The 15,051-nt window shown below is 31.9% G+C and carries 13 protein-coding genes and 1 riboswitch; of the genes, 3 read left to right on the forward strand and 10 right to left on the reverse strand.

The features are described 5' to 3' along the window. The first annotated feature begins 315 nt into the window (after positions 1–315). The 3 genes from gldA to MBM09_RS15340 all read left to right on the forward strand — a co-directional run bounded on the left by gldA (position 316) and on the right by MBM09_RS15340 (position 4,669). Positions 316–1,209 carry a gliding motility-associated ABC transporter ATP-binding subunit GldA gene (gldA, locus tag MBM09_RS15330; RefSeq protein WP_238674588.1) on the forward strand — a complete coding sequence of 298 codons (894 nt, stop codon included), beginning with the start codon at positions 316–318 and terminating at the stop codon, positions 1,207–1,209. Positions 1,210–1,386: 177 nt separating this feature from the next. Next, complete coding sequence (gene pta / locus MBM09_RS15335; protein ID WP_238674589.1) at positions 1,387–3,477, forward strand: phosphate acetyltransferase; 2,091 nt, start codon at positions 1,387–1,389, stop codon at positions 3,475–3,477. 1 nt (position 3,478) lies between these two features. Further along, positions 3,479–4,669, forward strand: coding sequence for an acetate/propionate family kinase (locus MBM09_RS15340; RefSeq protein WP_238674590.1), 1,191 nt, complete (start codon positions 3,479–3,481; stop codon positions 4,667–4,669). On the opposite strand, the gene MBM09_RS15345 is transcribed toward MBM09_RS15340, so the two are convergent. The 10 genes from MBM09_RS15345 to MBM09_RS15390 form a co-directional block, all read right to left on the reverse strand. Continuing rightward, entirely contained in the window at positions 4,655–5,404 is a 750-nt protein-coding gene (locus MBM09_RS15345; protein WP_238674591.1) for a head GIN domain-containing protein, read from the reverse strand. The two genes, MBM09_RS15340 and MBM09_RS15345, sit on opposite strands and share 15 nt — an antisense overlap. 78 nt (positions 5,405–5,482) lie before the next feature. Continuing rightward, a complete protein-coding gene (locus MBM09_RS15350; protein ID WP_238674592.1) occupies positions 5,483–6,580 on the reverse strand; it encodes an acyloxyacyl hydrolase in 1,098 nt (365 codons plus the stop codon). Positions 6,581–6,615: 35 nt separating this feature from the next. After that, positions 6,616–7,572: a methylenetetrahydrofolate reductase [NAD(P)H] gene (metF, locus tag MBM09_RS15355; protein WP_238674593.1), complete on the reverse strand. Its 957-nt coding sequence runs from the start codon at positions 7,570–7,572 to the stop codon at positions 6,616–6,618. Then, complete coding sequence (locus MBM09_RS15360; RefSeq protein WP_238674594.1) at positions 7,573–7,815, reverse strand: hypothetical protein; 243 nt, start codon at positions 7,813–7,815, stop codon at positions 7,573–7,575. A 15-nt stretch (positions 7,816–7,830) separates the two neighbouring features. Then, positions 7,831–10,506 (reverse strand): methionine synthase, encoded by a 2,676-nt coding sequence (metH, locus tag MBM09_RS15365; RefSeq protein ID WP_238674595.1) that lies wholly within the window; start codon positions 10,504–10,506, stop codon positions 7,831–7,833. After that, positions 10,506–11,510: a homocysteine S-methyltransferase family protein gene (locus MBM09_RS15370; protein ID WP_238674596.1), complete on the reverse strand. Its 1,005-nt coding sequence runs from the start codon at positions 11,508–11,510 to the stop codon at positions 10,506–10,508. The genes metH and MBM09_RS15370 overlap by 1 nt, the downstream gene beginning before the upstream one ends. A gap of 52 nt (positions 11,511–11,562) precedes the next feature. Further along, positions 11,563–11,673: riboswitch (SAM riboswitch) on the reverse strand. Between the two features lie 79 nt (positions 11,674–11,752). Next, positions 11,753–12,643 carry a cysteine synthase CysM gene (gene cysM, locus MBM09_RS15375; RefSeq protein ID WP_238674597.1) on the reverse strand — a complete coding sequence of 297 codons (891 nt, stop codon included), beginning with the start codon at positions 12,641–12,643 and terminating at the stop codon, positions 11,753–11,755. Next, positions 12,627–13,370, reverse strand: a complete 744-nt coding sequence (epsC, locus tag MBM09_RS15380; protein WP_238674598.1) for a serine O-acetyltransferase EpsC — start codon at positions 13,368–13,370, stop codon at positions 12,627–12,629. Before epsC ends, cysM begins: the two co-directional genes overlap by 17 nt. A gap of 46 nt (positions 13,371–13,416) precedes the next feature. Beyond that, the gene (locus MBM09_RS15385) at positions 13,417–14,469 is read right to left on the reverse strand and encodes an NAD(P)/FAD-dependent oxidoreductase (protein ID WP_238674599.1); all 1,053 of its coding nucleotides are present in this window, start codon (positions 14,467–14,469) and stop codon (positions 13,417–13,419) included. 6 nt (positions 14,470–14,475) lie between these two features. After that, complete coding sequence (locus MBM09_RS15390; protein WP_238674600.1) at positions 14,476–15,051, reverse strand: bifunctional precorrin-2 dehydrogenase/sirohydrochlorin ferrochelatase; 576 nt, start codon at positions 15,049–15,051, stop codon at positions 14,476–14,478.

A 15,051-nucleotide genomic window follows, 5' to 3' on the forward strand; every position in this document is an offset into this window, starting at 1 on the left:
TATTATTTTAAGTATTCAATCAATTGTTAAACAAAAAAAAGTCTCGATTTTCATCGAGACCCATATTTAAATTTATTATTATAAATTATACATACAATGTCTCGTTCCTTTTGCTATAAAAGAAATAAAACCAGTTGTTAAAATATGTATAATATACTGTCATTGTCTTAATTATGTCGCTAAAGTAATTAATTATTTAAGAAATAAAAATTCAATAAAACCTTTTTTATCATTCTCCTAAAAGATTTAAAGATTTTACAGCAAAACTTCCTTTACATTATATAATCAATTATTTTTGAACAAATAATTTTAATTATGTCTATTCAAGTAGAGGGAGTTTCAAAACTTTATGGTAATCAGAAAGCCTTAAACCAAATATCTTTTAAAGTAGATAAACCAGAAATTGTTGGTTTTTTAGGACCTAATGGTGCAGGAAAATCTACTATGATGAAAATTCTAACTACCTACTTAAATGCAAATGAAGGAGTTGCTAAAGTAAATGGATTTGATGTAAATAAAAACAAACAACAAGTCCAACAAAGTGTAGGCTATTTACCAGAGCACAATCCTTTATATTTAGACATGTTTATTAAAGAATATTTAGCTTTTAATGCAAATATTTATAAGGTTAGCAAACAGCGTATAGACGAAGTTATAGAACTAACTGGTTTAACTCCAGAATCTCATAAAAAAATTGGTCAGTTATCCAAAGGGTATCGTCAACGGGTTGGTTTAGCCAATGCTTTATTGCACAACCCTGATGTTTTAATTTTAGATGAACCTACAACAGGCTTAGACCCCAACCAATTGGTAGATATTAGAAATTTAATTAAAACCATTGGTAAAACTAAAACGGTATTCCTCTCAACACATATTATGCAAGAAGTTGAAGCCATGTGCGACCGTGTTATTATTATTAATAAAGGTGAAATTGTTGCAGATAAAAAACTAAAAGAGCTAAGAGACGAAAAAGAACAAACCGTTATTGTAGAGTTTGATTACCGTGTTGAAGATGCTTTTTTAAAACAATTACCTAAAGTAAAAAATGTGGTTAACACATACGATTTTGTTTACGAAATTACTTTTAAAACATCTGAAGATATGCGTTCTTATGTGTTTGATTTTGCACATGATAATCAACTAAAAATCCTTCAACTTAATCAAAAAAATGCAAGTTTAGAAAGTTTATTTAGAGAATTAACCAGTTAAATTTGGCTTTATTCCCAACAATTAATATTTAAAAAAAATTATTTTGGAGTATGACAAATGTCATCTTCACTCAAACAAGAACGTCTTAGTTTTGTAGCATTAATAACCCCAACAAAATGGTTTATTTCATTAAAACCGACTAATAAACTATCTTTGTTATACTACAAAAACTCTAAAATGAGTAAAGGAATATATGTTGCAACAATAGAACCTAATAGCGGTAAATCTGTTGTTGTTCTCGGACTGATGAGAATGCTATTAGGTAAAACTGCAAAAGTAGGTTACTTCAGACCTATTATAGAAGATACAAAAGCAGGAGAAATGGATAATCACATAAACACTGTGATATCGCATTTTGAAATCGACATCAATTATAAAAAAACATTCGCTTATACCAGAAGTCAAATTTTGGATTTGTACAACAAAGGAAAATCTGGCGATGCTATAGACGAAATCATTAAAAAGTACAAGTATCTAGAAGAACGATTTGATTTTGTTTTAGTTGAAGGTACCGATTTTTCGCATGAAAACTCCAGTTTAGAATTAGACATTAATATATTAATCTCTAAGAATTTAGGTTTACCTGTAATTATTGTTTCTCAAGGAGACGGTAAAGAACAATCAGAAATAGTAGATAATGTTCAGTTAGCTCATGATACATTTAAGGAAGAAGTAGATGTGATTTCTATAATGACCAATAAAATAAATCCAGAAACTACATCGGCTTTAAAATCATTATTAGAAGAACGCATTAATAATGGCACCAATATTACTGTAATTCCTAAAGTTAAAAGTTTAGCAAGTCCTACAATCAAAGAAATCACAAAAACACTAAACGGAAACATTCTTTTTGGTGAAGATATGATTAACAATCAATCTGAAAACTTTAATGTTGGGGCTATGCAATTAAGAAACTACCTAACACATTTAAAAGATAACACTCTAGTTATTACTCCTGGCGATAGAGCAGATATTATTTTGGGTGCGCTACAAGCCAACATCTCAAAAAACTACCCTAAAATTTCTGGAATTATTTTAACTGGTGGATTAATTCCTGATGACACTATTTTAAAATTAATTGAAGGACTTTCTAGTGTTGTACCAATAATTAGTGTTAAAGATGGTACTTTTTATGTTACCAATACCATAGGTACTATAAGATCTAGAATATATGCCGAAAACACAGAAAAAATTGAGACCTCTATAGCCACTTTTGAAAAACATGTAAATACAGACAAGTTTGCAGAGGAATTAATCACTTTTAAATCTGATATTTTTACACCAAGAATGTTTCAGTACAATTTACTGCAACGTGCCTTAAAACATAAAAAACATATTGTATTACCAGAAGGTTATGATGATAGGGTATTACGTGCAGCTGTAAGATTAATAGATGCTCAGGTTGTTAATTTAACCTTGATTGGTGAAAAGGAAAAAATAAAAGAACGTATTACTAAATATGACATTCCATTAAATATTGAAGATGTAAATATAATTTCTCCAACTAAATCGCCTCATTTCCAAGATTATGTAAATACATTTTATGAACTCAGAAAGCATAAAAATGTAAACTTAGATATGGCCAGAGATGCTATGACAGATGTATCGTATTTCGCCACTATGATGATTTACAAAGGACATGCTGATGGTATGGTTTCAGGTGCAGCGCATACTACAGCACATACATTACGCCCTGCATTACAATTTATAAAAACAAAACCAGATGTAAATATTGTCTCTTCAGTATTCTTCATGTGCTTAGAAGACCGTGTATCCATATTTGGTGACTGCGCTATTAATCCAAATCCAAATGCAGAACAACTGGCTGAAATTGCAATATCTTCAGCGAAAACAGCTAAAGATTTTGGAGTTGAACCAAAAATAGCCATGTTATCATACTCATCAGGCGAATCAGGCCAAGGTGAAGATGTAGATAAAGTTAGAAAAGCCACCGAAATAGTTAAAGCAAAAGCACCTGAATTAAAAATTGAAGGTCCAATTCAATACGATGCTGCTGTAGATATGCGTATTGGTAAAAGCAAATTACCTAATTCTGAAGTTGCAGGACAAGCCAATGTTTTAATTTTCCCAGATTTAAATACAGGAAACAATACCTATAAAGCTGTTCAACGTGAAACTGATGCATTAGCAATTGGCCCAATTTTACAAGGATTAAACAAACCAGTAAACGATTTAAGTAGAGGTTGTACTGCAGATGATATTTACAGTACCGTAATTATAACCGCTATACAAGCCCAAGATCTTTAATATGCAACAAGTATTAGTTTTAAATTCCGGAAGCTCTTCATTAAAGTTTCAATTATTCTCTATGCCAAAAGAAAATATTCTTTGTTCTGGTTTAATAGAAAGAATTGGATTTAATGATGCTAAATTCAAGTTTAATAGTGAAAATAATTCTATTGAATTTGTTAACTCAATACCCAATCATAAAGTAGGTTTAGAATTACTAGCTGAACAATTGCTTAATAAAGATACTGGTATTATTAAATCTGTTAATGATATTAATATAGTTGGACATCGTGTGGTTCATGGTGGAAAATATTTTAGTGACACCACTGAAATCACAAGTATTGTTAAAGAAAAAATTAAAGAACTTTCATCGTTAGCACCTCTACACAATCCAGCTAATTTGCAAGGTATTGAAGTTGCTGAAGCAATTTTTCCAAATGCTAAACAAGTTGCGGTTTTTGATACAGCATTTCATCAATCTATACCTGAGCATGCATATAAATATGCCATTCCAAATGAGTTTTCAGATAAATACAATATTCGTTTGTATGGATTTCATGGCACAAGCCACAAATACGTTTCAGAAAAAACCATTGAATATTTAGGAAAAGAAAAATCAAATATTATCACCATACACTTAGGAAATGGTTGCAGCATGACCGCTATAAAAAATGGAAAAAGCATAGACCATTCTTTAGGATTTTCACCTAATAGTGGATTGATTATGGGTACACGTTCTGGAGATATCGATCCGTCAATAATATTTCATTTAGCTAAAAAATTCGATTATTCACTTGACGATATTAATACGCTTTTACAAAAAAAAAGTGGCATGTTAGGCTTAACAGGGTTTAGTGATTTAAGAGATATTGAAGCAGAGGCAGAAAAAGGGAATAAAGCTTGCCAATTAGCATTACAAATGAATGCTTATCGTATAAAAAAATATATTGGAAGTTATGCTGCTATTTTAAACGGGCTAGATGCTATTGTATTTACTGCCGGTATTGGAGAAAACTCATCTAAAATAAGAGCATTGGTTTGCAAAGATTTAGATTTTTTAGGTATTCAATTACATACTGAACTAAACAAAGAAAAATCAAATTCTATACGAGCAATACATACTGAAAATTCAAACATTAAGATTTTAGTAATCCCAACTAATGAAGAGTTAGAAATAGCAAAGCAGTCTGTAGATTTATTCAAAAATTAATCGCCCTTTATACTGCTCTTCCACATCAACAATAGGTGGTTCGTTTACTGCAATAACATTTCCTGTTCCTGAAATCCTACCAGTAATAGATTGTTGCGGATTTACAATCATATCGTTTGAACTCCTGTTCCAAATATTTACATTTTCGGCGACTAAATTTCGACCTTCAAAACGAGACGTTCCTGCAGCAAAAGTAATATTCAAATTATTAGTTCTTCCAGAAATGAAACAATTAGACAAATTATTAAACACTAATCTGAAACTATTATTATCAATTTGAAACTTAAAATTACCGCTTGTAAATTCGTTTTCAGGATTATTAAAATCCTCTGATAAAATAGTTAAACTTGGATAAGTTAAAACCCCGTCAGAACTAATATCATACTGTGTAGAACTACTAATTTCTGAAATATTTGGTGAAGTGACAAAAATTTTTGTAATACCATAACTGCGTACATAATTACAGTTGTTATTATCTGTGAGTATAAGCTTACCATCCAAAACAAAAGCTTCAACATCATTCATTAAATTTTCACCAGTCTCAATAAGAACTTGTTGTATTGCGCCTTCTTTAATGATGAGTTCTATATCTCTATTTACAAATATTTTATCAAATGAATCTACAACAACTTCTTGTTGAATAATGTTTCCTGTTTTTTGAAAACAATCGTTTGCATTCTCGCTATCACAAGCGATTATAAAAAATATTGATATTATATAAATTAACTTTCTCATTATTTATTTTGTCATTCTGCGCTACTACGCAGAATCTATCTTTGTGGATTCCGCATCAAGTGCGGAATGACAGATTATTTACAATCTTAAACCAACTCCTAATTCTACAGCTTCAGCTTTTGCTCCATGAGATTTTAGTGTTATTGAACCAAACCATTTATTACTAAAATATCGTTTTAATCCTATTCTAAAATAGGTTCGACCTTCAAAATCAAATGGATAATATACATAGTATCCTAATTGAGTAACTAATGATGTTCTACTAATAAATAACTCGTGTCCCGCAAAAACACCAACACGTTTATAATCTTCTTCTCCAGTTATATTTTCACCAAGTCCTGCAACACTTTGATAATAAATAAGTTCTTTTAAGAAATTTGAAAAAAACACATCTGTTCCTAATTGAAAAGCACTTTTTCTATTGATTCTTTTATCTGCATAAGCAGAAAAAATATAAAATAGAAATTGACCACTACCTACAACATCACTTTCATTAATTCCTGTTCTAAATGCTAAATTATATTTTATAGGTTCCGTGAATTTTTTGTCATTTTCATCTAAAGTTTCTTGAAACTCTAATTCGTCATCATCTAAATTATACGTAACTCCTACATTAAATGTAACTGAATTTATGCTTGTATTTGGTGCCTTAACATTAGCGTTTGAATAATGAATTAAAGATAGTCCTGTTTGCAATCCAAATCTATTAAACAATCGTTCTTTCTTATAGTTTAACATCACATAAGTACTACTCATAAACTTAGAGCCAAAGGCGATATTTCTAAAGTTTTCTTCTTTGTCGTAAGGGTTTGTTGTAAATGCTAAACCTTGCCCAATTCGCAGCATTAAATTTCGTTTTAAAAAGTAGAAATTACAATGAGCATACAAAGAATAGTTATTACCTAAAACGTCATTTTTTAAATCTTGATAAGCAAAAGACACACCATAATCGGGATAGTTAAAACGTTGTTCCCAATCGTTAAATCCATAGGTTTTTTTATTCCAACTTAAAATAACACCTTCTGGATGACCAGTGATTAAATGAAGTATATCGTTATTATGTAAAGCTATATTGCCTTTAAAATAATTAACATCAATATATGATGAATGTGTTTTTTCTTGTGTAAAAGCAAGAAAACAAAAAAGACAAAAAACGTAGATTATACTTTTCTTCATTTAAAATAAATACAGCGCAAAAGTATATAGAATAATTAAAACAACTGCGATGCAATTGCTTTTATATTATCGCTTTTACCCATAGAATAATAATGTAAAACAGGAACGCCTGCTTTTTTAAGTTCTTCTGATTGTTTAATTGCCCATTCAATACCTACTTGTCTAACCGCTTTATTGTCTTTACATTTTTCAACTTCATTAATTAAATCTTCTGGCAGATCTATTTTAAAAACTTGAGGCAAAAGTTGTAAATGACGTTTTACAGCAAGTGGTTTTATACCTGGAATTATAGGTACATTAATACCTGCTTGTTTTGCTTTTTCAACAAATTCAAAATACTTTTCGTTATTAAAAAACATTTGTGTTACCACATAATCTGCACCAGCATCAACCTTTTCTTTAAGGCGTTTTAAGTCTGATTGTAAAGATGGTGCTTCCATGTGTTTTTCAGGATAACCAGCTACACCAATACAAAAATCAGATTTATGCTCAGATTCTATAACATCATGCAAATATTTACCTAAATTCAAATTCTGAATTTGCGCTACTAACTCTGTTGCGTATTGATGTCCACCTTGTGATGGTTCAAAATATTTTTGATGACTCATAGCATCACCTCTTAATGCCATGACGTTATGAATACCTAAATAATGACAATCAACCAATAAATATTCAGTTTCTTCTTTTGTAAAACCACCACATAATACATGAGGCACTGTATCTACATTGTACTTATGTTTAATTGCTGCACAAATACCAACGGTTCCGGGTCTCATACGTGTAATTTTTCTATCTAGAAGTCCTTCACCTTTATCAATATAAACGTATTCCTCTCGTGAGGTTGTTACATCAATAAATGGTGGATTAAACTCCATTAAAGGATCTATATTATTATACAATTCCTGAATGTTATTTCCTTTTTTTGGCGGAATTATTTCAAACGAAAACAATGTTTTCCCGTTAGCCTTCTTTATGTGTTCTGTTACTTTCATTTACTTAATTAATGCTTTTTTTACTGCTTTAAACCCTTCTTTATATTCCCAATAAATCCATCTTCCATCCAAATAATCAGTTAAAATATATTTTTCACTTACAGATTTTATTCTGGAAAGTGCTACTATTTTTTTTGAAAATTCTTTCACGGCTACTTCCTCAGTGATTTCTTTATTTTCATTATTATAGCCATGAGAAATTATATGACTACCTAAGGTTAATTCAATAAATTTTGAACTCATTTTATATTTTTAAAATTATTCTTCTGCTAGATTAGGATGCAACCATTTTCTAGCTTTATCTTTTGTTATTCCTTTTCTAACTGAATAATCGGTTACTTGATCATCGGTGATTTTTCCTAACCCAAAATACTTAGCTTCTGGATTTGCAAAATAATATCCTGAAACTGCAGCTGCTGGCCACATAGCTAAACTCTCGGTTAGCTTGACTCCTATTAATTTTTCAACATCTAATAATTCCCAAATGGTTTCTTTTTCTAAATGGTCTGGACAAGCTGGATATCCTGGCGCCGGACGAATACCTTTGTAACTTTCTTTAATTAACTCATCATTGGTTAACTCTTCATTCACATCATAACCCCAATGTTTTATTCGTACTTGTTTATGCAAATATTCAGCAAAAGCTTCAGCAAAACGGTCTGCTATGGCTTGCGCCATTATTGCATTATAATCATCTTCCTTTTTTCTATAACTATCGGCTAATTCTTGTGCTCCAAAAATACCTACGCAAAATGCTCCTATATAATCTGTTTTACCTGTTTCTTGTGGTGCTATAAAATCTGCTAAAGCAATGTTAGGTATTCCATCTCGTTTCTTTAATTGCTGACGAAGAGTTCTAAAAACAGCTATTTCTTTTCCTTTTTTCTTAACAGAAATATCATCATCATTTACAGTATTTGCTTCAAACAACCCAAAAACTGCTTTTGGTTTTAACAACTGTTTTGCAACAATTTGTTTTATCATGATTTGAGCATCATCAAACAATTGTGTAGCCTGTTCACCAACAACATCATCCGTTAGAATATTAGGGTATTTACCATGTAAATCCCAACTTCTAAAAAAAGGACTCCAATCTATAAAAGGCAACAATTCTTTTAAACTTAATTGTTTTAAACGTTGTATTCCTAGTCCTTTAGGTTTTGCAATTACAGAAGCTTCCCAATCTATCTTATACTTTCGCTTTCTAGCTTCAATAATAGGTATATATGATTTTTCCTTACCACGTTTTAAAAACTTTTCTCTAAACTCATCATAATCCTTTTTTAACTTGGCAGTGTATTCATGAGATGTTTTTTTATTTAATAAATCTCCCACAACCGTTACTGCTCTAGAAGCGTCATTTACATGTACAACAGCATTTTTATATTGTGTATCTATTTTAACTGCCGTATGGGCTTTTGATGTTGTTGCTCCACCAATAAGTAAAGGCAGCGTAAAATTTTGACGCTCCATTTCCTTAGCTAAATACACCATTTCATCCAAAGATGGTGTTATTAAACCCGATAAACCTATAGCATCTACATTATGCGCTTTGGCTTCTGCTATGATTTTTTCTGGTGGTACCATTACGCCCAAATCCACTATTTCATAATTGTTGCATGCCAAAACTACACTTACAATATTTTTACCAATATCATGCACATCGCCTTTTACAGTCGCCATTAAAACTTTACCAACAGCTTGCTGAAACTCTCCTTTTTCAGCTTCAATAAACGGATTTAAATAAGCTACGGCTTTTTTCATTACACGTGCCGACTTAACTACTTGTGGTAAAAACATTTTTCCTTCACCAAACAAATCACCAACCACATTCATACCAATCATTAAATTACCTTCAATGACTTCTATAGGTTTTTCGGCCTGTAATCTTGCTTCTTCTACATCTTCAATAATAAAAGCATCTATACCCTTAACTAAAGCATGAGTAATTCTATCTTGAATTGGATTTTCTCGCCATGATAAATCCAAACCTTTTTCAACTTTAGAGCCTTTTACGGTTTCGGCAAAATCTAATAATCGCTCGGTAGCATCGTCGCGTCTGTCTAAAATAACATCTTCAACATACTCTAATAAATCTTTAGGAATATCATCATAAACTTCTAAAAGTGCTGGATTTACAATCCCCATATTCATACCTGCTTGAATAGCGTAGTATAGAAAAACCGAATGCATTGCTTCGCGAACACCATCATTTCCTCTAAATGAAAACGACACGTTGCTTACTCCACCACTTACACTAACGTTTGGTAGATTTTGTCGCACCCAACGCGTGGCTTCAATAAAATCTATAGCATTTTTACGGTGTTCTTCCATACCGGTTGCTACAGGAAATATATTTAAATCGAAAATGATATCTTCTGAAGGAAAGTGGACAATGTCCACCAATATTCTATATGATCTTTGCGCAATTTCGATTCGGCGCTCATAATTATCGGCTTGTCCAACTTCATCAAAAGCCATAACAATTACAGCAGCTCCATAACGTTTTATTTGTTTTGCTTCCCAAATAAATTTCTCTTCTCCTTCTTTTAAAGAAATAGAATTCACCACACATTTTCCCTGAACAACTTGCAAACCAGCTTCAATGATTTCCCATTTTGAGCTATCAATCATAATTGGTACTCTTGATATGTCTGGTTCTGCTGCAATAAGATTTAAAAAACGCACCATAGACTCTTTACCATCTATTAGTCCGTCGTCCATATTAACGTCGATAATTTGCGCACCTCCATCTACTTGATGACGCGCAATATCTAAAGCTTCATCAAATTTTTCTTCTTTAATAAGTCTTAAAAACTTTCGCGAACCAGCAACATTAGTTCGTTCGCCAACATTTATAAAGTTGCTGTTTTCGTTTAAAACCAAGGGTTCTAAACCAGACAATTTCATGTATTTAGTTTGCTTCACTTTCATTAATCTACTGTTTCTAAAACTTTTCTTGGTTTATATTTAGCAGCAATATCTGCAATCACTCGAATGTGATCGGGTGTCGTACCGCAACAACCACCAATAATATTGATTAAATTCTTCTTTAAATATTCTTCTATTTGTTCACCCATCTCTTCTGGAGACTCATCATATTCACCAAAAGCATTTGGCAAACCTGCATTAGGATGCGCTGAAATACCAAAATCTGTTTTATTAGCTATGGCCTCCAAGTGAGGTTGCAACAAATTAGCTCCTAACGCACAATTAAACCCAATTGATAATAGTGGAATATGTGACACTGATATTAAAAACGCTTCGGCTGTTTGACCAGATAACGTTCTTCCAGAAGCATCTGTAATTGTTCCGCTTAACATAACCGGAACATTAATATTACGTTCTTCTTTTACTTCTTCAGTAGCAAATAATGCTGCTTTTGCATTTAATGTATCGAATACGGTTTCTACTAATAGTACATCAACACCACCATCTACCAAAGCTTCTACTTGTTGTTTGTATGCAATTCGTAATTCATCAAAAGTTACTGCTCTGTAACCTGGATCGTTAACATCTGGCGACATACTTGCTGTTCGGTTTGTTGGACCTATTGAACCTGCTACAAAACGCGGTTTATGTGGTTCTTTGGCTGTGAACTCATCTGCAACTTCTTTAGCTATTTTAGCAGATTGATAATTCAATTCATACACCAAATCTTCCATTTGATAATCTGCCATAGCAATTGTAGTTCCAGAAAATGTGTTGGTTTCTACAATATCTGCACCTGCTTCAAAATACTTAGCATGCACTTCTTTTATAGCCTTTGGCTGTGTAATAGAAAGTAAATCGTTATTACCTTGTAAAGGCGTTGGATAATCTTTAAAACGCTCGCCTCTAAAATCTTCTTCAGTAAATTTATAAGCTTGTAGCATAGTACCCATAGCACCATCTAGTACTAAAATACGATCTTGTAAAGCTTGTTTTATATTTGACATTTTGATATTATTTATATCTGTATGTCATCAAGAAAAGTAAAAGAAACACTTTTCGTTATCTTTCCAATAATTTTAATTATTAGTAGAATTTAGCACCTTCTTTAAAGATAAAGGGTTGCCAAGGCTTCAACGGGTCTATTCCCTCTACCTTTCTTGATAACACATAATACGTTTATGAACTAGCGAACAAAAATAGTAACTATATTTTTGTTATCACAATAAATCATGAAAAATTGAATAGCTTATTCGAATAATGAAGATGATAAATAGCGATCGCCTCTATCACAAATAATAGCTACAATAATACCCTCGTCTATTGACTCTGCTATTTTTAAAGCACAAAATACCGCACCACCACTACTCATTCCTGCAAAAACACCCTCTTCTTTTGCTAAACGTTGCGTTGTGTTTTTGGCATCTTCCTCAGAAACATCAACAACTACATCTACTTTTTTAGGATTAAAAAACTTAGGCACATAATCTGGAGACCATTTTCTTATACCAGGAATTCTTGCACCATCTGCTGGTTGTGCACCAACAATTGTGATATTTTTATTTTTCTCTTTTAAATAAGTTGAAACACCAGTAATGGTTCCAGTTGTTCCCATTGCCGACACAAAGTGAGTTATTTTTCCATTGGTAGCTTCCAAAATTTCAGGCCCTGTAGTTTTGTAATGCGCTTTCCAGTTATCATCATTTTCAAACTGATTTAATAGCGTATAACCTTTTTCGTCTCTTAGTTTAAAAGCTAAATCGCGAGATCCTTCAATACCAATATCTGCAGGTGTTAAAATAACCTCAGCACCATAAGCTCGCATGGTTTTAACACGTTCTTCCGTTGAGTTTTCAGGCATTATTAAAATCATATTCAGCCCTAATAATTTTGAAATAAAAGCTAAAGCAATTCCCGTATTTCCGCTTGTTGCTTCAACCAAGGTGCCTCCTTTTTTAATATCACCACGTTTTAAGGCTTCGTTAATCATATTAAAGGCTGGTCTGTCTTTTACACTTCCACCCGGATTATTTCCTTCTAGTTTTAAAAACAATCTGACACCTTTTTTTGAAATAAGATGCGTTGCTTCAACTAAAGGTGTATTACCTATTTGACCAATAATACTATTCTCGAATGCCATTCTTTTTAGGTCTGATTTTAATTTCAGTTTTATAAGTAACTAACGAATTCTCTGGAACCGAATGTGTAATCCAAACATTAGCACCAATTATTGAATTTGCTCCAATAACAATATCTCCACCAAGAATTGTTGCATTTGCATAAATACAAACATTACTCTCAATTGTTGGGTGCCTTTTTACTTTAGCTAAATCTTTACTAACTTGAATTCCACCTAAAGTAACCCCTTGATAAATTTTAACGTTATCTTTTATTATTGATGTTTCACCAATAACAATTCCTGTACCATGGTCTATATAAAATGATTCTCCAATAGTTGCTCCAGGGTGAATATCGATACCTGTAATACCATGAATATACTCACTCATCATTCTTGGTAAAATAGGAACGTTTAGTTTATAAAGCGTGTTACTTAATCTGTAAATAGAAATAGCATGAAACCCAGGATAAGCTAGATAAATTTCTTCTAAACTATAAGATGCTGGATCATTATTTTCAAAAGCTACAGCGTCTAAATCTAATTGTAGCCTTACTTTGGGAAGTTCTGCTTTAAAACTTTCCCAAATTGCTTCACCGTTTTCAATTTCTAAAGAAGAAAGTATCTTAAGAAATGTTTTTTCTAAATAATCGCTATGCGCTTCTTCTTGCTCACAATCAAACAAAGAATAAAACAAACATTTGGTGAATGTTTTAACCGTATCTTTTAAGCAAACATTATAACTTTTCATTGGCAATTTGTCGCAAAATGTTTGCGCAATTTACATAAATAAATTTTTACTTTATGGCTTGTACAACAGCTTTTGGTGCTTCTTTACGAGTACCATCAAAACCATCAATACCACTAACGGTTGTATACTTTAACACATATTTTTTACCAGGGTTTATAATTCTGTAAGCCGCTTGACACATTAAAGTAGCTTCGTGAAAACCGCATAAAATCAACTTTAATTTCTCTGGATATGTGTTTACATCTCCAATTGCAAAAATACCTGGAATATTAGTTTGATAGTTTAATGAATTATCAACTTTAATAGCATTCTTTTCTATTTCTAATCCCCAATTTGCAATAGGCCCTAATTTTGGTGATAAACCGAATAACGGAATGAAATGATCGGTTTCAATTTTAGTAGACTCTCCATCTTTCACATAAGTTACTGCTTCAATTTTACCATCACCATGTAATTCTTTAACTTCTGCAGGAGTTATTAAATTGATTTTATTTAAAAGTGTTAATTCTCTTACTTTTTCAACAGAATCTAAAGCACCTCTAAACTCGTTTCTTCTATGTATTAAAGTCACAGATGAAGCAACATCTGTTAAAAAGATACTCCAATCTAAAGCAGAATCTCCTCCTCCAGAAATCACTACGTTTTTATCTCTATAAAACTCTGGATCTTTAATAATATATTCAACACCATTATCTTCATAATCTGCAATACCTTCAATAGCTGGTTTTCTAGGTTCAAACGAGCCTAAACCTCCAGCAATAGCCACTACAGGCGCTTGATGCTTTGTACCTTTATTTGTTGTTACAATAAAAGAACCGTCTTCTTGTTTTTCAATAGTTTCTGCTCGTTCTCCTAAGGTAAATCCAGGTTCAAACTGTTTACCTTGCTCCAGTAAATTTTTAGTTAAATCGCCGGCTAATATTTCTGGGAAACCAGGAATATCATAAATTGGTTTTTTAGGATAAATCTCTGAGCATTGTCCACCAGGTTGTGGTAATGCATCAATTAAATGGCATTTTAATTTTAATAATCCAGCTTCGAATACTGTAAATAATCCTGTTGGTCCCGCACCAATTATTAATATATCTGTTTTAATCATTTTTATTTATTTCTCAATTAATCCTTTAGTAAATTCGTTAAGCGTTTCCACTTTTTCTTCAAAATCACCTTTTATCGTTTTTCTATATTCGTTTAAATTTTTCACTAAATCGTCAATATTTTCTGGAATAACATCCTCAAAAAACTGACGCAATCTTTTGGCTGTTGTTGGCGATTTTCCGTTAGTTGAAATAGCCACTTTTACATTGCCTTTGGTTACAATGCCTCCCATATAAAAATCGCAATATGGTGGGTTGTCTGCAACATTAACCAATTTAGCTTCGGCGCGACAATCTTTCCACGCCTGCACATTTACATCAGGAACATCAGTCGTTGCAACTACCATATGCTTTCCTTGTATATACTCTTTTTTGTAAACATCTTCTACCAGAGCAACATTACCCTTCTTCGCTAATTCAATAGTTCCTTCTCTAAACATAGGCGACACCATAGTTACATTAGCATCGGGACTTGATTTTAAAAGAAACGTTAATTTTTCTTCAGCCACAAAACCACCACCTATAATAAGTACTTCTAGGTTTTTAACTTTCAAAAAAATAGGGTATAAATTATTTCTTTCCAA

It is taken from the genome of Flaviramulus sp. BrNp1-15 (genome assembly GCF_022259695.1).
Taxonomy (GTDB): Bacteria; Bacteroidota; Bacteroidia; order Flavobacteriales; family Flavobacteriaceae; genus BrNp1-15.